The 20023-nt window shown below is 59.8% G+C and carries 21 protein-coding genes; 11 read left to right on the forward strand and 10 right to left on the reverse strand.

The genetic code is table 11. The annotated features are described in order from the left end of the window. Positions 1-19: 19 nt before the first annotated feature. The 8 genes from G6N80_RS15290 to aidB all read left to right on the forward strand — a co-directional run bounded on the left by G6N80_RS15290 (position 20) and on the right by aidB (position 5696). A complete protein-coding gene (locus tag G6N80_RS15290) occupies positions 20-322 on the forward strand; it encodes an urease subunit gamma (protein ID WP_062553749.1) in 303 nt (100 codons plus the stop codon). 10 nt (positions 323-332) lie between these two features. Beyond that, a complete protein-coding gene (locus G6N80_RS15295) occupies positions 333-638 on the forward strand; it encodes an urease subunit beta (protein ID WP_062553750.1) in 306 nt (101 codons plus the stop codon). Positions 639-666: 28 nt separating this feature from the next. Then, positions 667-1086 carry a lysozyme inhibitor LprI family protein gene (locus tag G6N80_RS15300; protein WP_156379100.1) on the forward strand — a complete coding sequence of 140 codons (420 nt, stop codon included), beginning with the start codon at positions 667-669 and terminating at the stop codon, positions 1084-1086. Between the two features lie 67 nt (positions 1087-1153). Next, entirely contained in the window at positions 1154-2866 is a 1713-nt protein-coding gene (ureC, locus tag G6N80_RS15305) for an urease subunit alpha (RefSeq protein WP_062553751.1), read from the forward strand. Positions 2867-3010: 144 nt separating this feature from the next. Next, positions 3011-3523 carry an urease accessory protein UreE gene (ureE, locus tag G6N80_RS15310; RefSeq protein ID WP_062553752.1) on the forward strand — a complete coding sequence of 171 codons (513 nt, stop codon included), beginning with the start codon at positions 3011-3013 and terminating at the stop codon, positions 3521-3523. After that, positions 3523-4194 carry an urease accessory protein UreF gene (locus G6N80_RS15315; protein WP_062553753.1) on the forward strand — a complete coding sequence of 224 codons (672 nt, stop codon included), beginning with the start codon at positions 3523-3525 and terminating at the stop codon, positions 4192-4194. Before ureE ends, G6N80_RS15315 begins: the two co-directional genes overlap by 1 nt. 60 nt (positions 4195-4254) lie before the next feature. Beyond that, on the forward strand, positions 4255-4872 hold the full coding sequence (gene ureG, locus G6N80_RS15320; RefSeq protein WP_062553754.1) for an urease accessory protein UreG: 618 nt from the start codon (positions 4255-4257) through the stop codon (positions 4870-4872). After that, a complete protein-coding gene (aidB, locus tag G6N80_RS15325) occupies positions 4869-5696 on the forward strand; it encodes an AidB family quorum-quenching N-acyl homoserine lactonase (protein WP_082547107.1) in 828 nt (275 codons plus the stop codon). Before ureG ends, aidB begins: the two co-directional genes overlap by 4 nt. Here aidB and G6N80_RS15330 read toward each other — a convergent pair whose 3' ends face one another. The 7 genes from G6N80_RS15330 to G6N80_RS15360 all read right to left on the reverse strand — a co-directional run bounded on the left by G6N80_RS15330 (position 5697) and on the right by G6N80_RS15360 (position 14929). Beyond that, complete coding sequence (locus tag G6N80_RS15330) at positions 5697-6383, reverse strand: Crp/Fnr family transcriptional regulator (protein WP_165135012.1); 687 nt, start codon at positions 6381-6383, stop codon at positions 5697-5699. 121 nt (positions 6384-6504) lie between these two features. Beyond that, on the reverse strand, positions 6505-9840 hold the full coding sequence (locus tag G6N80_RS15335) for an efflux RND transporter permease subunit (RefSeq protein WP_165135015.1): 3336 nt from the start codon (positions 9838-9840) through the stop codon (positions 6505-6507). Positions 9841-9854: 14 nt separating this feature from the next. Beyond that, positions 9855-11057 carry an efflux RND transporter periplasmic adaptor subunit gene (locus G6N80_RS15340; RefSeq protein ID WP_425503889.1) on the reverse strand — a complete coding sequence of 401 codons (1203 nt, stop codon included), beginning with the start codon at positions 11055-11057 and terminating at the stop codon, positions 9855-9857. Between the two features lie 319 nt (positions 11058-11376). Next, entirely contained in the window at positions 11377-12369 is a 993-nt protein-coding gene (locus G6N80_RS15345; protein WP_062553758.1) for an ABC transporter substrate-binding protein, read from the reverse strand. A 25-nt stretch (positions 12370-12394) separates the two neighbouring features. Continuing rightward, the gene (locus G6N80_RS15350) at positions 12395-13261 is read right to left on the reverse strand and encodes an ABC transporter permease (protein WP_165135021.1); all 867 of its coding nucleotides are present in this window, start codon (positions 13259-13261) and stop codon (positions 12395-12397) included. Further along, on the reverse strand, positions 13258-14148 hold the full coding sequence (locus G6N80_RS15355) for an ABC transporter permease (protein ID WP_062553760.1): 891 nt from the start codon (positions 14146-14148) through the stop codon (positions 13258-13260). Before G6N80_RS15355 ends, G6N80_RS15350 begins: the two co-directional genes overlap by 4 nt. Further along, complete coding sequence (locus G6N80_RS15360; RefSeq protein ID WP_062553761.1) at positions 14135-14929, reverse strand: ABC transporter ATP-binding protein; 795 nt, start codon at positions 14927-14929, stop codon at positions 14135-14137. The genes G6N80_RS15355 and G6N80_RS15360 overlap by 14 nt, the downstream gene beginning before the upstream one ends. A gap of 136 nt (positions 14930-15065) precedes the next feature. On the opposite strand from G6N80_RS15360, the gene G6N80_RS15365 reads away from it, so the two are divergent. Next, positions 15066-15479 (forward strand): cupin domain-containing protein, encoded by a 414-nt coding sequence (locus G6N80_RS15365; protein ID WP_062553762.1) that lies wholly within the window; start codon positions 15066-15068, stop codon positions 15477-15479. 560 nt (positions 15480-16039) lie between these two features. On the opposite strand, the gene hydA is transcribed toward G6N80_RS15365, so the two are convergent. Both hydA and G6N80_RS15375 read right to left on the reverse strand, forming a co-directional pair. Beyond that, positions 16040-17494, reverse strand: a complete 1455-nt coding sequence (gene hydA, locus G6N80_RS15370; protein ID WP_062553763.1) for a dihydropyrimidinase — start codon at positions 17492-17494, stop codon at positions 16040-16042. Between the two features lie 31 nt (positions 17495-17525). Further along, entirely contained in the window at positions 17526-18779 is a 1254-nt protein-coding gene (locus G6N80_RS15375; protein ID WP_062553764.1) for a Zn-dependent hydrolase, read from the reverse strand. 40 nt (positions 18780-18819) lie between these two features. Here G6N80_RS15375 and G6N80_RS15380 point away from each other — a divergent pair, with 40 nt between their 5' ends. Together G6N80_RS15380 and G6N80_RS15385 are read left to right on the forward strand one after the other, a co-directional pair. After that, positions 18820-19017, forward strand: coding sequence for a hypothetical protein (locus G6N80_RS15380; RefSeq protein WP_156379101.1), 198 nt, complete (start codon positions 18820-18822; stop codon positions 19015-19017). Between the two features lie 53 nt (positions 19018-19070). Continuing rightward, positions 19071-19703 (forward strand): TetR family transcriptional regulator C-terminal domain-containing protein, encoded by a 633-nt coding sequence (locus G6N80_RS15385; RefSeq protein ID WP_165135024.1) that lies wholly within the window; start codon positions 19071-19073, stop codon positions 19701-19703. Positions 19704-19713: 10 nt separating this feature from the next. Here G6N80_RS15385 and G6N80_RS15390 read toward each other — a convergent pair whose 3' ends face one another. After that, positions 19714-19902 carry a type II toxin-antitoxin system VapB family antitoxin gene (locus G6N80_RS15390; protein WP_165135027.1) on the reverse strand — a complete coding sequence of 63 codons (189 nt, stop codon included), beginning with the start codon at positions 19900-19902 and terminating at the stop codon, positions 19714-19716. Positions 19903-20023 lie beyond the last annotated feature (121 nt).

A 20023-nucleotide genomic window follows, 5' to 3' on the forward strand; every position in this document is an offset into this window, starting at 1 on the left:
GACAATAATCGGGGAACCCATGAACCTCAGCCCAAGAGAAAAAGACAAGCTTCTGATATCCATGGCCGCCATGGTGGCCCGCCGCAGGCTGGAACGCGGCGTGAAGCTGAACTACCCGGAAGCCATTGCCCTGATTACCGATTTCGTGGTTGAAGGTGCCCGCGACGGCCGTGCCGTGCCCGACCTGATGGAAGCGGGCGCGCATGTCATTACCCGCGACCAGGTGATGGAGGGGATCGCGGAAATGATCCACGACGTGCAGGTGGAAGCAACCTTCCCGGACGGCACCAAGCTGGTGACCGTTCACGAACCAATCCGGTGAGGGCAAAACCATGATCCCAGGCGAAATCATTTCCGCAAGTGGCGACATCGAGCTGAACAGCGGTCAGCCGACAGTGACCATCGAAGTGTCCAATACGGGCGACCGTCCGGTGCAGGTGGGCAGCCACTATCATTTCTTCGAGACCAATGCCGGACTTTCCTTTGACCGCGACAAGGCGCGCGGCATGCGGCTGGATATTCCGGCAGGAACGGCGGTGCGTTTCGAACCGGGCCAGACGCGTGAGGTGACCCTCATTCCTCTCTCCGGCAAGCGCGAGGTTTACGGTTTCCGGCAGAAGATCATGGGCGCTTTGTGAACGCGCCATGCAGAAAGCGAAGCGTTCGATGAAACTGTTTCTTGGCCTCATGCTGTGCGGATGTGTTCTCTTGCAGGATGGGCCTTCCTCTGCGGAAGAAAAGCCGAATTTCGACTGCGAAAACAAGAATACGCAGATGGAAATGAACGCCTGCGCCCAGGAAGAATATGACGCTGCCGACAAGGCGCTGAACAATCAGTGGAAGCTGACGCGCAAGGCCATGGCCGATTGGGACAAGCAGCTTGATGCCGATCAGCGCGGCGCGGAAGCCGCTCTTCTGAAAGGGCAGCGGGCCTGGATAACCTATCGGGATGGCCAGTGCGATGCGGAAGGCTTTCAGGCGCGCGGCGGCACGCTGGAAACAATGTTCTACATCAATTGCCAGACACGCCTGACGAAGAGCCGGACGCAAGAGCTCAAAGAACTCGCCGAACCAATCGGTCAATAAAAACCAAGGGGCATGATCAGGCGCGAGGGGCGTCGTCATGTCCGTGCATGATGGAGCAAGATAGCCCATGCCTTACAAGATTTCCCGCGCTGCCTATGCCAGCATGTTCGGCCCGACCGTGGGCGACAAGGTGCGCCTTGCCGATACGGAGCTTTTCATCGAGGTGGAGAAGGATTTCACCACCTATGGCGAGGAGGTGAAGTTCGGCGGCGGCAAGGTCATCCGTGATGGCATGGGCCAGAGCCAGGTCAGCCGTGCCGAAGGTGCTGTCGACACCGTGATCACCAATGTCGTGATCGTGGATCATACCGGCATCGTCAAAGCCGATATCGGCCTCAAGGACGGCCGCATCGTTGCCATCGGCAAGGCCGGCAATCCGGATACGCAGCCGGGCGTCAATATCATCGTCGGCCCCGGCACCGAGGCGATTGCTGGCGAGGGCAAGATTATCACCGCCGGTGGCATGGATGCTCACATCCATTTCATCTGCCCACAGCAGATCGAGGAAGCCCTGATGAGCGGCCTCACCTGCATGCTGGGCGGCGGCACCGGGCCTGCCCATGGCACGCTCGCCACCACCTGTACGCCGGGTCCATGGCATATTGCCCGGATGATCGAGGCAGCCGACGCCTTCCCCATGAACCTCGCCTTCGCCGGCAAGGGCAATGCCTCTCTGCCGCGCGCGCTGGAGGAGATGGTGCTGGGCGGCGCGACCTCTCTCAAGCTGCACGAGGATTGGGGCACGACCCCCGGCGCTATCGATTGCTGCCTTTCGGTTGCCGATCAATACGATGTGCAGGTGATGATCCATACCGATACGCTGAACGAGAGCGGCTTCGTGGAAGATACGGTTGGTGCCATCAAGGGCCGCACCATCCATGCTTTCCATACGGAAGGGGCGGGCGGTGGCCATGCGCCGGATATCATCAAGATCTGCGGCGAACTGAACGTCATCCCGTCCTCGACCAATCCGACGCGGCCCTATACGGTCAACACGCTGGCCGAACACCTGGACATGCTGATGGTCTGCCATCACCTGTCGCCGTCCATTCCGGAAGACATCGCCTTTGCCGAAAGCCGTATCCGCAAGGAAACCATCGCGGCGGAAGATATTCTGCATGATATCGGTGCGTTTTCGATCATCTCGTCGGACAGTCAGGCCATGGGCCGCGTGGGAGAGGTCATCATCCGCACCTGGCAGACGGCAGACAAGATGAAGCGCCAGCGCGGCAGCCTGCCGGGCGAAACCGGTGACAACGACAATCTGCGTGTTCGCCGTTACGTGGCGAAATACACGATCAATCCGGCGATTGCGCATGGCGTGAGCCACGAAATCGGTTCCATTGAAGTGGGCAAGCGCGCCGATCTCGTGATCTGGAACCCGGCCTTCTTCGGTGTGAAGCCGGATATGGTGCTGATGGGCGGCGTGATTGCGGCGGCCCCGATGGGCGATCCGAATGCTTCGATCCCGACACCGCAGCCGGTGCATTACCGCCCCATGTTCGGCGCTTACGGCAAGGCGCGGACAAACTCATCGGTCACCTTCGTGTCCCAGGCAGCTCTGGACGATGGCCTTGCCAATCGTCTCGGCGTCGCCAAGCAGCTGGTGGCGGTGAAGAATACGCGCGGCGGCATTTCCAAGAAGTCGATGATTCTCAACGATCTGACGCCGCACATCGAGGTGGACCCGGAAACCTATGAAGTGCGGGCCGATGGCGAGCTTTTGACCTGCGAACCGGCAACGGTTCTGCCCATGGCACAGCGGTATTTCCTGTTTTGATAGTGTTCGAGCTACGTTCGTGACAGCGATTTTACCCCCCTCTGTCCTGCCGGACATCTCCCCTTGAGGGGGATGTCCGGCAGGACAGAGGGGGGTGAAGGACATCTCTCCTGTCAGTTGAGTTTTTTTGGTAAAGGCAACACCATGCAGCATGTCCATTCCTACCGTCCCGCAGGGGAAGTCAGCGATCCGCCGATCGATACGGTGACGCTTCCGCACGATCTGCGCCATTTGCGGCGCAAGCTGTTGCACCTCTCCAATGGTGACATGGTGATGCTCGACCTGAAGGAAGCCGTGCTGTTTCACGATGGCGACCGGCTGGTGCTCGATAATGGCGATACGGTAGAGGTGAAGGCGGCGGCGGAAAAGCTGTTCGAGGTGAAGGCGCGTGATACGCTTCACCTCATCGAACTCGCCTGGCACCTGGGCAACCGGCATCTTTCGGCGCAGATCGAGGAAGGTCGTATCCTGATCCTGCGCGATCATGTGATCCGTGCGATGCTGGAGGGTCTCGGTGCTGCGGTGGTGGATGTGGAAGAGCCATTCCAGCCTGCGCGCGGGGCCTATCACAGTCACGGCGGCCATTCGCATGGTCACAGCCATGGCCACTCTCATGATCACTCGCATGACCATCACCACGGGCATCATCACGACTGATGACTGCCGCGGCCAGTACACAAGCCCTGATGCGGCTGATGGCATGGCTTTCGCCCGCCTTTCCGGTGGGTGGCTTTGCCTATTCCAGCGGGTTGGAGCGGGCGGTCCATGACCGGTTTGTCACGGATGCCGCCGGACTGGAGGCCTGGCTTTCTACGTCGCTCAGACACGGCATGCTGTGGAACGATGCCGTCTTCGTGTCGCTTGCGGCGCGGTGTTGCGACACTCCGGATGCATTGAGCGAACTGGCGGAGCTGGCGCTGGCGCTGGCCGGTTCCGCAGAGCGACATATGGAAACGCTCTCGCTTGGCAAAGCCTTCCTGATGGCGGCAACGGCCTGGCCGTCGCCGGTGTTCGAACGGCTGCCGGTGGAGTGCCCGTATCCGGTCTCGGTCGGCGCCGTCGCGGGCGCGCATGGCATTTCGGCTGAACAGGCGATTGCTGCCTTCCTGCACGCTGGCCTTTCGCAAGGTGTATCCGCAGGCATTCGCTTGGGCGTCGCGGGCCAGCAGGATGGTCTTCGCATCCTGTCGGCTTTGGAGGCGTCTGCGGGTAAGGTGGCCGAGCATGCAGCGGTAGCAGAGCTGGACGATCTCGGTTCTGCCACTGTGCAGGCGGATATCGCTTCCATCCGGCATGAGGCGCAGGTGTCGCGCCTCTTCCGATCCTGACCATGTCTTGTGCGGGTCGATCCGTACGTTATTCTGTTTGCAGATTTGAGGGCTCAGATCATGAAATCATCCAACGGACCTCTTCGCGTCGGCATCGGTGGACCTGTGGGGTCCGGCAAGACGGCACTGACGGAAAAGCTCTGCAAGGCCATGCGTGAGAGCTATTCGGTGGCTGTGGTCACCAATGACATCTACACGAAGGAAGATGCAGAGGCGCTGGTGCGCATGCAGGCCTTGTCCTCAGACCGGATCGTGGGTGTGGAGACCGGCGGCTGCCCGCATACCGCCATTCGCGAGGATGCAACGATCAACCTGCAGGCGATTGCCGGTTTGAACGAGCGCTTCCCGGATCTCGATGTCGTGTTCATCGAGTCAGGCGGCGACAATCTGGCCGCGACTTTCTCACCGGATCTGGCGGATATCACCATCTATGTGATCTCGACCTGCCAGGGTGAAGAGATCCCGCGAAAAGGCGGTCCGGGGATTACCCGTTCCGATTTGCTGGTCATCAACAAGAAGGATCTGGCCCCTTACGTGGGTGCCGATCTCGATGTGATGGACCGCGACGCGAACCGCATGCGCGAGGCGAAGCCCTTTGTCTTTACCGACCTGAAGCGCGGCGAGGGGGTGGATCATATCGTGCGCTTCCTTGAAACGCATGGCGGGCTGGCGGCGTGAGTGCACCTGCGTTGACGGGCCGCTTCGGCGACTATGAGATTATCCTTCTGCGTGACGGTGCGCTTCAGGCGTCGGTCCAGCAGATCATCCATCTCGATGGGCAGGCGGCTCTGGATGCTGCGCGCAAGAATATACCGGACCAAAACTTCGAGATGGTGGTGAACTGCTTCGTCTTGCGTGGGCCGGATGGCGTGACCCTTGTTGATGCCGGTTGCGGTACCGCATGGGGCGAAAGGTTTGGCAAGGCGCGGCAGGCGCTGGCAGATATCGGGATTGGCCGGGACGACGTGCGGCGTGTTCTGGTCACCCATCTGCATGGAGACCATGTGCCCGGTCTTCTGGATGAAGGGCAGCCATATTTTCCGAAGGCCGAAATCATCGTGCCGGAAAAAGATCTGGCGTTCTTTACGGACGAGGCAGCCAGGGAACGTGTGCCGGAAGCGCGCCGCAGCGGGTTCGCACTGGCGGCCTCACTGCTTGCTGCTTATGGCGACAGGCTTTCGACCCGGCCGGAAGGCGAGATCATGCCGGGCATACGGTCCATCCTGCTGCCCGGGCATACACCGGGCCATACGGGTTATCTGATCGGCGAGGAGCAAGGCGCACTGCTGATCTTCGCGGATGCTCTGCATATGGCGGGCCTTCAGCCGCAGGATCCGCGTATCGGCATGGTATTCGATCTCGATCCTGAACAGGCCGCGCTCAGCCGCAGATTCATGATGGAGCAGGCCGCGGACAAGGGCTGGCATGTGGTGGGCTGCCACACACCTGGCATTCAGACGGTGGAGCGTCGTGGCGACGCGTTCCGTCTGGTTGATCCGTGATCAGATTTCCCTCAGCGCTTTCACGTCGCTGATCTGGATGACGCGACCGCGAACACTGACACCGGCGCGGCGCAGAGCCGAGAAGGCGCGGGAGAGCGCTTCAGGGGCGAGGCCCAGCATTCCGGCCAGCAGGTTTTTCTGGAAGGGAAGGCGGATGGATGCGGAGCCGGCATCGACCGGGCATCGATCCAGCAGATAGTCCGCCACGCGCTGCGGGGCGGTGTGCAGACGATCATTCACAAGAATGTCCGTGGTCGCCTTGAGATGTTCAGACAGGGTCATGATCAGCGCCGTGGAAACGGTCGCATCACGCTCGGCCAGTTGGCGGACTTCGCGACAATCAAGCCTTGCGATGCAGACGTTTTCGGCGGCCTGCGCGCTGTAGGGATAGCGGGCATCCTGTGGCACCAGGCATTCTGCGAAGATATCGCCAGGGCCGCAAATGCGGAAATCCGCCTGCCGTCCGTCCTTGCCCATTCGATACAGGCGGACATAGCCGGTCAGCAGGCAATAGAAGGCCTGCGCATTTTCTCCCTCGCGGAAGATGGATGCGCGCGCGCCGAGCGATACGATCTGCGCACTGTCCAGCAAGGTTGCCAGAGCATTTGCTGAAAGCGATCGCATGAATGCTGTTTTTGCCAGAAGACTGCGCTCGCGTGTCGTGGCTTTGTTGCTCTTTTCCAGCATCGTCGCGTTTCCCATCAACCTGCGGTCCAATGTGTTGAATGGTTCAGCCATTACCACAACGAAAAGAGGCCCGAATTGATCGATGTCAATCGGGCCTCTGCAGTCGTGTTTGTTCCGAAAGCTATTCGGCAGCCAGTGGGGGCAGTCTCAGCACATTATTGCCTGCGGGTGCCCCATGTCCTTTCTCGTTGTCCTGACGAGGTGATGGCTGCATGGCATCGAGCTTCGTCTGGAGTTCGGAGAGCTTGGCCTGCGTTTCGCGGGCGGCACGGCTGAGTTCCTCTTCGCTCAAAACGGGATCTTCCTTTTCCTTCTTGCCGACGAATCGGCCAAAGATCCGGCCCAACAGCATGGAAAGGTCGTCCATGATGAGGAAGAAGGCAGGGACAACCACGAGGCTGAGCACCGTTGAAACGATGATGCCGCCGATGACCGCAATCGCCATGGGGGCGCGGAAGGAACCACCTTCACCCACGCCCAGCGCCGAGGGCAGCATGCCTGCCGACATGGCGATAGAGGTCATGATGATGGGTCGTGCACGCTTGCGGCCCGCTTCCACCATGGCATGAACACGCTCCATGCCGTGACGGCGCATCTCGATTGCGAAATCGACAAGCAGGATGGCGTTCTTCGTGACGATGCCCATCAGCATCAGGATACCGATCAGCACCGGCATCGAAAGCGAGTTGTTCGTCACGATCAGGCCGACCGCCACGCCCCCGATTGCCAATGGCAGCGAGAACAGGATCGTAAACGGCTGGATGACATCCTTGAAGAGGAGGATGAGCACGACCAGAACCAGCAGCAGCCCCAGCAGCATGGCATTGCCGAAGCCTGCCACCATTTCTGCCTGGATCTTTGCGTCACCGCTTTCAGCCAGTCGAACGCCTTCGGGCAGTTGCGTCTGGTCAACGACACGACGGAACTCAGCCGTTGCCGTATCGAGCGCCGTGCCTTGCGGAACATCCGAGCCGATGGAGACGACGCGGTTGCGGTTGTTACGCTTGATGGAGCTTGGACCTTCCGAATAATCCACATCGGCAACGGTGGACAGCGGAACGGTCGCCCCACTCGCGGTCTTGACCTTGAGGTTGCGAATGGCCTGCAAGTCGCGGCGGACATCGAGCGATGCCTGCACGCGGATCGGGATGAGACGATTGTCGAGCGAGATCTTGGCCAGTGCCGCATCGACATCACCAATGGTGGCAACGCGAACGGTTTCCGAAATCTGCTGCGGCGTGATGCCAAGACGAGCGGCTTCATCCTTGCGGGGGCGGATCTGCAGTTCCGGGCGTGGAAGTGCACCTTCCGACGAGACATTGGCAAGGATCGGTGAAGCACGCAGGTTGGTTTCGAGCTTCGCCACCGCATCATCCAGCTGCTCGCTGCTGCTGGCGAGGAAGTTGAACGAAAGCTCGCGTTCTCCACGATCGTTCAGCTTTGTGATGCGGACGTCAGGAATGGAGCGAACCTTCTGGAACAGCTCTTTCTCGATTTCCCACTGCGGTTTGGTACGGCCCTTGTCCTCCACCTTCGGAATGTAGGAGCCGATCAGTGGCAGATTGCCGAGGCCCTTGTTGACGAGCGTCTTGACCAGCGAATGGTCTATCTTGCCCAGAATGACGTTCACGGTGGCGCGGCGCAGTTCAAGATCGCCCTTGGGCGAGGCGCCGCCGAGCACGAACACGCTTTCCACGCCTTCCAGAGGCTTGATGGCCTCATAGATCTTGGTCGTCGTTTCCGCGGTTTCATCCAGCGTCGCGTTGGGTGGCAGTTCCAGCGACAGGGTGATGCGTGAGCTGTCTTCCGGCGGCATGAAGCTGCCCGGAACCTGCATCAGCAGCATGATCGAGCCGATCAGAAAGGCAATGGCGCCCACCAGTGTGGCATAGCGCATGTACCAGCGCCGCGTCGTGCCGGTGACCAGGCTGGTATAGGCCTTCATCAGGCGACCATCATTGTCGTGGTGGTCGTCCATCGCATCTTCGGCCCGCATCAGATAGGCGGCCATCAGCGGTGTGATGAGGCGTGCTACAAGCAGCGAGAAGAACACCGAGAAGGCGACCGTCAGACCGAATTGGATGAAGTACTGCCCCGGAATGCCGGGCATGAACGAGACCGGCACGAAGACGGCGATGATGGTGAAGCTCGTTGCGATAACGGCAAGGCCGATTTCATCTGCCGCTTCGAGCGCTGCGCGATAGGGTGTCTTGCCCATCTTGATGTGGCGGGCAATGTTCTCGACCTCCACGATCGCATCATCGACGAGAATACCGGTCGCCAGCGTCAGGGCGAGGAACGAAACGAGGTTCAGCGAAAAGCCCATCATATCCATCACCCAGAAGGTGGGGATGGCAGAGAGCGGCAGGGCAACCGCGGAGATCAGCGTCGCGCGCCAGTTGCGCAGGAACAGCATGACCACGATGACGGCGAGAATCGCGCCCTCGATGAGGGTGTGGATCGCCGATTCATAGTTGCCGTAGGTGAAATAGACGCTGTCATCCACCATCTTGATGGAGACATCCGGATGGGCCTTGCGGATCGTATCCAGCTGCTCGGCAACCGTGCGCGACACGGTGACTTCGCTTGATCCCTTGGAGCGGAATACCGCAAAGGTTACGCTCGGTTCGCCATTGAACCGTGAGAAGGACTTTGGCTCCTCATAGGTATCGGTGATTGTGGCGAGGTCGGACAGCTTCACGAAGCGCCCGTTCGAGAGAGCAATCGTCGTGTTGGCAAGGTCAGAAACACGGCGGGCATCGCCAAGTGTTCGAATAGCCTGCTCGCTGCCGCCAACCTGTCCGCGACCGGAGCCGAGATCGACGTTGACGCTGCGCAGCTGGCTGTTAACCTCCGACGCGGTGATGCCGTAGGAATTCAGTTTTGCCGGTTCCAGCGCGATGCGAACTTCCCGGTCCGCGCCGCCGTAGCGGTCGATGCGGCCAATGCCGGGCTGGCCCTGAAGTGCGCGCTTGACGGTATCGTCCACGAACCAGGACAGTTCTTCCAGCGTCATGTTCGCGGAGGTGACGGAGAAGGTCTGGATCGCCTGACCTTCAACCTCGACCTTGGAAACGATCGGTTCCTCGACGGAAGCGGGCAGGTTGGAGCGAATGCGATCAATCGCATCCTTGGTGTCCTGAACGGCTTCCTGCGTCGGCTTTTCAATACGGAAGAGAACCGCGGTCGTCGACAAGCCATCCGTCACGGTGGAGGTGATTTCATCCACCCCGCTGATGGAGGCAACGGCGTCCTCGATCTCCTTCGTCACCTGCATTTCCAGTTCGCTCGGCGAAGCGCCGCTCTGCGTGACGGAAATGGAAACGACGGGTACGTCAATATTGGGGAAGCGCGTGATCGGCAGCTTGTTGAAGGACTGGATGCCCATGAACATCAACAGCGCGAAGGCCAGTAGCGGCGCAATCGGATTTCGGATCGACCAGGCAGAGAAATTCATTCTAAGAGTTCCTGTCAGTTCGAGGCGATGTTGGCAGATGGAACCGGCTTGATCTGATCGCCATCGCGAACAAAAGCACCAGCCTTGGCAACCACCTGGTCGCCAGCCTTCAAGCCGCTGAGGATCTGCACGAAGCCTGCATCCTGGATGCCGATTTCAAGCTTCACCTGCTTGACCACGTTGCCTTCCACGAGACGGGCGAACGAGCCTTTGCGATCTGTGGTGACGGCAGACTGGGGCAGGGCGAGGCCACGTGTTTCGGTGATGATGATCTCTGCGTTCGCATACATGCCGGCCTTTGCCGCAGTTTCATCACTCACCACAATGTGGACTGCGCCGAGACGGCTCGTCTGATCGACCACGGGCGAAACCAGCCGAATTTTCGCATCGAGCGATTTCGTGGTGCCTGCGACGGTGACCTTTGCCGACATGCCAGCTTTCAGCCGTCCGATCTCGCTTTCCGGTACATCGGCAACAAGTTCAATGTCGCCGTCGCGGATCATGGTGAAAAGCGGCGTTCCGCTGCCTGCAGCGATGGCACCGACCTTGGCATCCTTTTTGGAAATGACGCCGGCAACCGGAGCCTTGACGTCCGTGCGTTCCAGCTTGAGATCGATGTCGTCGATCTGCGCCTGGACGACCTTGATGTCGGCCTCGCCAACGCTGACGGCCTGTTTGGCCGCGTTCAACCGGGCAAGGGCCGCCGCTGCGGAGGCTGCCGTCTGTTCCACCTGTGCGGTGGAGGCCGTTCCGTTGCGGCTGAGGTTCTGGGTCCGGTCGCGCTGGCGAACGGCATCATCGGCGTTTGCCTGAGCCTCGATCACCTGCGCCCGGTATTGCGCCAGTCCGGCCTCGGCCTTGGCGCGATTGGCCTGAAGCTGGCTCTTCTGCAGCAGAAGAGAATCGCTATTGAGCTCTGCCACAACCTGACCAGCGGTGACCTCATCCCCCACATCGACCTTGAGAGACTTGATCGACAAGCCGTCCACCAGAGGCTGGACGAATACTTCCTCGACCGGACGAATTGTGCCGCTGGCAACGACGCTGTCCTTGAGGTTTCTTTCCGCAACTTTCGTCACGACGATAGCGGGCAGGTTTGCCTGGCCAGCCTGTTCCTGAGCGGGTTTCTGTTCCTGCGCGGCAGCGGGCAAACCAATTGCCGTCGATGCCATAGCAGCGAAAAAGAGTGCACCCGTTAGTTTGCGAGAGTTCATCATCCCGTCCGACCCATTTCTAAACCATGCTGCTGCCAAGTCGATAAGGTCGGATACGAAACGATCGTGACCGATTTGCTCTCGCCGCATCCCACTCATGCAGCGCCCGCGCGGGTCTCCCCAATTCCCTACCAGAACCTGTTCTCAGGTGGTTACGCAGAGAAAGCCGCGCAAGGTCACCCTACAACAAAACGTGAGCGACCTTATCCGCTACGACGTGTCGGATCAATCAGCATGCGTGAATAGAACAGTTCGACATTATTGATGAATTAAAAGACGCGCAGCATAACTGCCGCGCGCCTGAAAGTTTTTCAACGCGGGTTTACTTCAGCGCTGCCTTGGTAATGTCCAGCGTATAGGCGCCTGTCGGTTCCTTGGTGATAACCGGGTCGGATCCGCCACCCAGCAGCGTCTTGACGGTACGCTTATAGTCCGCCTCATCCAGCGCGCCGTTGGAGCCAGCGGTCAGCTTGGCCACTTCGCCCATCATGCGCTTCTGATGCTTCTCGGTCTGGGCACCGGAGGCGTCATTATCGAGAACGATACCGGCTGCTTCATCCGGGTTCTTCTCGGCATATTTCCAGCCCTTCATAGAAGCGCGGACGAACTTGACCATCTTTTCCTTGAAGGCCGGGTCCTTCAGCTTGTCTTCCAGAACGTAAAGGCCGTCTTCCAGCGTGGCCACGCCTTCGTCTTCATACTTGAAGGTCACCAGCTGGTCCGGCTTGATGCCCGCATCGATGACCTGCCAGTATTCGTTGTAGGTCATGGTGGAGATACAGGCGGCCTGCTTTTGCAGCAGCGGGTCGACGTTGAAGCCCTGCTTCAGCACCTTCACGCCTTCCGCCGAGCCATCGGTCTTGATCTTCAGCGTGTTCATCCAGGACAGGAAGGGATATTCGTTGCCGAAGAACCAGACGCCGAGCGTCTTGCCCTTGAAGTCGGCGGGCTTGGTGATGCCGGTTTCCTTCAGGCAGGTCAGCATCATGCCGGATTTCTTGAAAGGCTGCGCGATGTTGACAAGGGGCACGCCCTTTTCGCGCGTTGCGAGTGCGGACGGCATCCAGTCGACGATGACGTCAGCGCCGCCACCGGCCAGAACCTGCGGTGGAGCAATGTCCGGGCCGCCCGGCTTGATATCGACGTCGAGACCTTCTTCCTTGTAGAAGCCCTTTTCCTTGGCCACGTAGTAACCGGCGAACTGGGCCTGCGTGACCCACTTCAGCTGCAGAGTTACCTTGTCGGCGGCGTGTGCCTGAAGGGCGGTGAGCGAAACGGCTGCTCCCAGCAACAGCGATGCAATTTTCAGCGTCATGTCAGTTCCCTTTTTCTTTTGGTTGTTACGCCCGTCCCCCACGGACGGACGGATGCCAGAAGGTGACCCAGCGTTCTGCCAGTGCCACCAGACCGTAGAAGACCGAGCCAGCCACCGCGGCCACCGCGATTTCGGCCCAGACCATATCGATATTTGCGCGGCCCACTTCCGTGGAGATGCGGAAGCCCATGCCGACAATGGGCGTTCCGAAAAACTCCGCTACGATAGCGCCGATCAGCGCCAACGTGGAGTTGATTTTCAGTGCATTGAAAATAAACGGCCATGCGGCCGGAAGGCGAAGCTTGATCAGCGTCTGTCCCCAGTTTGCCGCATAGGTGCGCATCAGATCCCGCTCCATATGGCTGGCGGAAGCAAGACCCTGCACCGTGTTCACCAGCATGGGGAAGAAGGTCATGATCACGACCACCGCCACTTTCGACGGCCAGTCGAAGCCGAACCACATGACCATGATTGGCGCGATGCCGACGACCGGCAGCGCCGATACGAAATTGCCGATGGGCAGGAGACCCTTTTGCAGAAAGGGCGAGCGGTCGATCAGAAGCGCAACGGCAAAGCCCAGTCCGCAGCCTGCGATATAGCCGGTGATGACGGATTTGAGGAAGGTCTGCTGGAAATCTGCCCAGAGGACCGGGACCGAATTTATGAGCTTCACCCAAATGGCGCTGGGGGCCGGAAGAAGGATAGGCGGGATCTGGAAGCCATACACCAGACATTCCCAGACTGCCAGCAAGGTGGCGCCGAAGATGACGGGAACGATGATCCCGACGGCCTGCTTTGCCTGCGCAGACGCGGGGCGCTGGCGCACAAGCCACTCGTTCAGGGTCCAGGCGCCGATCCAGATGGCAAGCGCGGCAAGAATATATCCGTTCATGGCTTGGCTCCCATGCGCTTCAGCACTTGCGTATGGGCAAGGCCGATGATGGAGACCAGCACAGCTGCAAGCGCTGCCGCCATGAAGAGGGCCGCCCAGATCTGGATCGTCTGGCCGTAATAGGAGCCGGACAGAAGGCGCGCACCAAGGCCTGCCACAGCACCCGTGGGCAGTTCACCGACGATTGCGCCGACCAGTGAGATGGCAATCGCAACCTTCAAGGAAGTGAAGAGATAGGGCAGGGCCGCGGGCCAGCGCAATTTCCAGAAGGTCTGCGCGCGGCTGGCATTATAGGTGTGCATCAGATCCAGCAGCAGGACATCCGGGCTGCGCAGACCCTTCACCATGCCGACGACGATGGGGAAGAAGGAAAGATAGGTCGAAATCAAAGCCTTGGGCAGAAGTCCCGATATGCCGATGGAGTTCAGGACCACAATGATCATCGGCGCGATGGCGAGGATCGGGATCGTCTGGGAGGCGATGACCCAGGGCATCAGCGACTTGTCCATCGCCCGGTTATGGACGATGCCCACCGCCAGCAGAATTCCGAGCACCGTGCCCATGCCGAAGCCCATCAGCGTTGCCGATAGTGTTACCCAGGCATGGTAGACAAGGCTGCGCTTCGAGGTGATGGGTTTGGCAATGGTCGTGTCCCACAGCTCCGCAATGATCTGGTGCGGCGCGGGCAGGATGGGCCGCTCCTGGTTGAAGGTCTGCGGAATGATTTCACCGAGCGTGACAACGGTTCCGGCACGCGCGGCCTGATCGCGCACGAAAGGCGCATTCAGGTAGACGACGGCCACATGCCAGATGACGAGGATGACGGCGATCACCGTCAGCACTGGCAGCACGCGGTCCCGGAAGAGAGAGGGCTTAGTGCTCGTCATAGCTATGCCCCGCCTTCAACCCTTCGCGGACGCGATGGGCGACTTCGAGAAACTCCGGCGTATCGCGAATATCCAGCGGGCGTTCGCGTGGCAGCGGCGATTCAATCACATCCGTCACGCGGCCCGGACGAGGGCTCATGACAACGATCTTGGTGGAGAGATAGACGGCCTCCGGAATCGAGTGGGTGACGAAACAGATCGTCTTGTTCGTGCGGTCCCAGAGTTTCAGCAGCTGTTCGTTCAGATGGTCGCGGACAATTTCGTCCAGCGCGCCGAAGGGTTCGTCCATCAGAAGCAGGTCGGCATCGAAGGCCAGCGCACGGGCGATGGAGGCGCGCTGCTGCATTCCGCCGGACAATTGCCAGGGATATTTCTTGCCGAAACCGGAGAGGTTCACGAGATCCAGCGTTCGCTCGACACGCTGCCTTTGCTCGGCGCTGCTGTAACCCATGATTTCCAGCGGAAGCGCGATGTTCTTCTCGATGGTGCGCCAGGGGTAAAGGGCCGCCGCCTGGAAGACATAGCCATAGGCCCGCGCCAGACGGGCATTTTCCGGAGTCATTCCATTGATTTCGATTGATCCGCTCGTGTGCTTCTCGAGGTCGGCAATGACGCGCAGGAACGTCGTTTTTCCGCAGCCGGACGGGCCGATGAACGAGACGAAATCGCCCTTCTTGATATCGAGGTTCACGCCGGTCAGCGCGTTCACCGGGCCGTCATTCGTCTGGAATGTCAGGCCAAGATCGCGGGCGGTTACAACAGGTGCGGCGGCGGAGGTCATAGGCGTGCCTCGCCGCCAGAGAGAGAAATGGTCAGTTGCATTTTATCTGTTATCTTCGCTTGAAAACGTCTGGGCGGCCTTGCATCGCTGCGGGATGCCAGACGGGTTGAGGCCAGAGGGATAAAGGATTGAAAACATGGATGGATCATCGAAACCCACCTGTCGTTTGGTAAAGCCGGGCAGCACCTATGACGGCAAGCAGGGGCTGAGCTATTTTGCGGGCATTGCGGCCGAAACCGTTGGCTCCAAGGCTATCTGCATGCATATTCTGACCATGCCGCCCGGCGCGCGGGCCAAGGCCCATCTGCATGAGAACCACGAGACCGCGATCTACATGCTCTCCGGCAAGGCCGACACCTGGTACGGCGACAATCTGGAACATCATGTGGTGGTGAGCGCGGGCGAGCTTTTCTACATTCCGGCAGGCGTTCCTCATCTGCCCGCCAATACGTCCGATGAACCGGCGACAGCGATCATAGCCCGCACGGACCCCAACGAGCAGGAGAGCGTGGTGCTTTTGCCGGAGCTGGATGGATTGGTGAAGGTTTGAGATCTGCTCTCTGCCGGAGGTTATGGATTTACCCCCCTCTGCCTTGCCAGGCATCTCCCCCTCAAGGGGGGAGATCGGCAGAACGGCCTCTGTCTCGCTCCCTCGATCATATGGAGAAGCAGATACCAATCCGGCGGCGCTTAACGGAAATGTGGATGGTGCTCCAAGTCGATCTCCCCCCTTGAGGGGGAGATGTCCGGCAGGACAGAGGGGGGTAGTGTCCGCCAGAGCCGATATGGTTCTGGTGTCACCCCACCCGGCGCGCTGCGCCGACCTCCCCCTCAAGGGGAGGTGTGAGGATGGCGAACCGGCAGTGAAAGTCCGCAAGCTTCTAATTTTCTGATGAATTTGCGCGGTTGCGTTCCGCCGATCTCCCTCCTTGAGGGGGAGATGTCCGGCAGGACAGAGGGGGGTAATGTCCGCGGGGGCCAATATGGTTCTGGTATCACCCCACTCGGCGCGTTGCGCCGGCCTCCCCCTCGAGGGGAGGTGGGAGGATGCCGAAACGGCCTTGCCTCCTGTCAGCGTTTGGAGCGCCCGCATTACCAACATTCGCCGTCTCAAACCCCCGTGGCCGGAATGCCGGTGCGTTCCACCTTGCGGGGTGCAACCAGTTCCTTCCAGGTGGAAAGCGCCTTGTTGACGGCGGTAAAGGGCTCGCGCTTGACGAACTGACCGTGACCCTCGCGCGTCTTCACCTGATCTTCCTCGATGGCAACGTAGCCGCGGGTCAGCGTGAAGCGCGGCAGGCCGGTGACTTCCTTGCCCTCGAAGACGTTATAATCGATGGAGGATTGCTGGCTCTTGGCCGAGATCGTCTTGGAGCGCTTCGGGTCCCACACAACCAGATCGGCATCCGCGCCTACCAGAACCGCGCCCTTTTTCGGGTACATGTTGAGGATCTTGGCAATGTTGGTGGAGGTGACCGCCACGAACTCGTTCATGGTCAGGCGACCGGTCATGACGCCATAGGTCCACAGCATCGGCATGCGATCTTCCAGGCCGCCGGTGCCGTTCGGGATCTTTGCGAAATTGCCGACGCCGAAGCGCTTCTGCTCCGTCGTGAAGGCGCAATGGTCTGTCGCCACGCAGGAGAGCGAGCCGGATTGCAGGCCAGCCCAGAGGCTGTCCTGATGCTGCTTGTTGCGGAATGGCGGCGACATGACGCGGCGCGCGGCATGGTCCCAATCCTTGTTGAAATATTCGCTTTCATCCAGCGTCAGATGCTGGATGAGCGGCTCGCCATAAACGCGCATGCCTTTCTGGCGGGCGCGGCGAATGGCTTCGTGCGCCTGTTCGCAAGAGGTATGAACCACGTAGAGCGGAACGCCCGCCATATCGGCCAGCATGATGGCGCGGTTGGTCGCTTCGCCTTCCACTTCCGGCGGTCTGGAATAGGCATGGCCTTCCGGTCCGTCATTGCCTTCCGCCAGAAGTTTGGCGGTCATGGAGGCAACGACATCGCCGTTTTCCGCATGCACCAGCGGCAGGGCGCCGAGTTCCGCGCAACGCTGGAAGGAGGCGAACATCTCGTCATCATTCACCATCAAGGCACCCTTGTAGGCCATGAAGTGCTTGAAGGTGTTGATGCCCTTTTCCTGAACGATAACCTTCATCTCGTTGAAGATGCGCTCGTTCCAGCCGGTGATCGCCATGTGGAAGGAATAGTCTGCCGTGGCGCGGGAGGTCTTGTTGTCCCACATCTGCAAGGCTTCAAGAAGCGATTGATCCGGCGCTGGCAGACAGAAATCCACCACCATGGTGGTGCCACCCGCCAGACCCGCGCGGGTGCCGCTTTCGAAGTCATCGGCGGAATAGGTGCCCATGAAGGGCATTTCCAGATGCACATGCGGGTCGATGCCGCCGGGCATGACATAACAGCCGTCCGCATCCAGAACCGTATCGCCGGAAAGGTTGGGGCCGATCTCGACGATCCTGCCCCCATCCACCTTCACGTCAGCCTTGTAGGTCAGGTCTGCCGTGACAATGGTTCCGCCCTTGATGACTGTGGTCATTGGTCTCATCCCTCGATCTATTCTTCGTTGCTCAGGCGACGATCTCCGCCGTCTCCACCACCGCGTGGAACAGGACGTCGCAGCCTGCGGCAGCCCATTCCTTGGAAATCTCTTCCGCCTCATTGTGGCTGAGGCCGCCGACGCAGGGGCACATGACCATGGTGGAAGGTGCCACCTTGGCGGCCCAGCAGGCATCGTGCCCTGCGCCGGAAATGAGGTTCATGTGGCTGTAACCCAGCTTTTCGGCTGCGTTGCGAACCCGCTCCACCAGAACCGGGTCGAAGGTGACGGGGTCGAAATGGCCGACCGCTTCCACCGAGCAGCCAACGCCAAGCGCCTCGCAGATTTTCGCGGCTTCCGCCTCGATCTTGGCCCGCATGCGGTCCAGCTTTTCCTGTGAGGGCGTGCGCAGGTCGACGGTGAAGACCACCTTGCCCGGCAGCACGTTGCGGGAATTGGGCGTGAAGAAGGTCTGGCCAACACCGGCAACTGCGCCGGGCTGTTCGGACATGGCAACCTCCTGCACCATTTCCATGATGCGGCCAAAGGCAAGGCCCGCATTGACGCGCATGGTCATGGGCGTTGAACCCGTATGCGCTTCCTTGCCGGTCAGCGTGAATTCCAGCCACCACAGACCCTGGCAGTGGGTGACGACGCCGATCTGCTTGTTTTCCGCCTCCAGAATCGGGCCTTGCTCGATGTGATATTCGAAATAGGCGTGCATCTTGCGCGCGCCCACTTCTTCCTCACCCTGCCAGCCGATGCGCTTCAGCTCGTCGCCATAGGTCTTGCCTTCCGGGTCTTTGCGCCCATAGGCATAGTCAAGTGAATGCACGCCCGCAAACACGCCAGAAGCCAGCATGGCGGGCGCAAAGCGCGCACCTTCCTCATTCGCCCAATTGGTGACGACGATCGGGTGCTTCGTCTTGATGCCGAGGTCGTTCATGGTGCGAACGACTTCGAGACCTGCGAGAACGCCCAGCACACCGTCATATTTGCCGCCGGTCGGCTGTGTATCGAGGTGGCTGCCGATATAGACGGGCAGGGCATCCGGATCGGTGCCTGGGCGGGTAGCAAACATCGTGCCCATCTTGTCCACGCCCATGGTCAGGCCCGCTGCCTCACACCAAGACTTGAACAGATGGCGACCTTCGCCATCGGCATCGGTCAGCGTCTGGCGGTTATTGCCGCCCGCAATGCCGGGGCCGATCTTGGCCATATCCATCAACATGTCCCAAAGCCTGTCGCCGTTCACGCGCAGGTTTTCGCCTGGTGCCGCCACCATACGTTCATTCCTTCATCTGTTTCAGCCGTTGGATCGTGCGATGCGGCTGCTGTTCCCTAATGGTCATCGCCCACCTTCTTTTGACATTCGGCGAGCCAGTGGCTTGCCTTTGCCGAGTGGGTCATTGATATTTGACCGATTGGTAAAAGCTTACAATTTCCACCGCCGCACTCAAGCGCAAAATCGCATTGGCGATGAAAAAATGAACAAGTTTCCGGCAGTCATTCTGGCGGTGTAAAATTTGTGCACTTGCGATAGGGTCGTGCGGGTGAGAGGGGACCGGGAAGGCAGATGATTCCACGAGCGGCGAAGACACAGCGGCGCACACGCATTCAGGAAGAGAAGGAGGAAAAGATCCTCCAGGCTGCGCTGGACGTGTTTTCCGCCTATGGCTTTCGCGGTGCGACCATTGACCAGATTGCGGAAGCGGCAGGCATGTCGAAGCCGAACCTGCTCTATTATTTCAGGACCAAGGAGGCCATCCACAGGGCGCTTTTGGACCACATGCTCTTTACCTGGCTGGAGCCGCTGCAGGCCTTCAATTCGGAGGGCAATCCGGAAACGGAGATTCGTTCCTACATCCGTCGCAAGCTGGAAATGTCTCGCGATTACCCGCGCGAAAGCCGCCTCTTCGCCAATGAGATCATTCAAGGCGCGCAGCATATCGAGGATGGATTGAAGGGTCCGCTGAAGGAGCTGGTGGATGAGAAGGCGGAGGTGATCCGCGCCTGGATCAAGGCGGGCAAGATTGCCAAATGCGACCCCTATCACCTGATTTTCTCGATCTGGTCCACCACGCAGCACTACGCGGATTTTGATGTGCAGGTGCAGGCGGTACTAGGCGACAAATCAGGCGATGGCCGTTTCGAGGATGCCGCCCGTTTTCTGGAAGACCTGTTCATGCGGGGGTTGGGGATCAGGTAGGATGAGTTGATTAACTCATATTGCTGGGTAGGACCTCAGCATCCGGCATTGTGCCACCAAGCGCGATAAGGCGTTTGCCGGAAGCGACACGGATCAGTGTTTCAAGGGCCTGTCGCACCAGCGCGTCCGTCTCTTTCGTCCCCGTCAGGGCGCGGGCGCGTTCTAGAAGGTCATCGTCGAGGTTGATGGTGGGTCGCATGGGATGGCTCCAGTTGCATCAAATATAGAACCATTTGGTGCGGGGTTCTATGCCAAACACCATGTCTTAGCCGTGCCAGCAGCCTGAACGTACTTTGATCCAAGAGCAGGGCGTTCCCGTA

This window comes from Rhizobium rhizoryzae (assembly GCF_011046895.1).
Taxonomy (GTDB): domain Bacteria; phylum Pseudomonadota; class Alphaproteobacteria; order Rhizobiales; family Rhizobiaceae; genus Neorhizobium; species Neorhizobium rhizoryzae.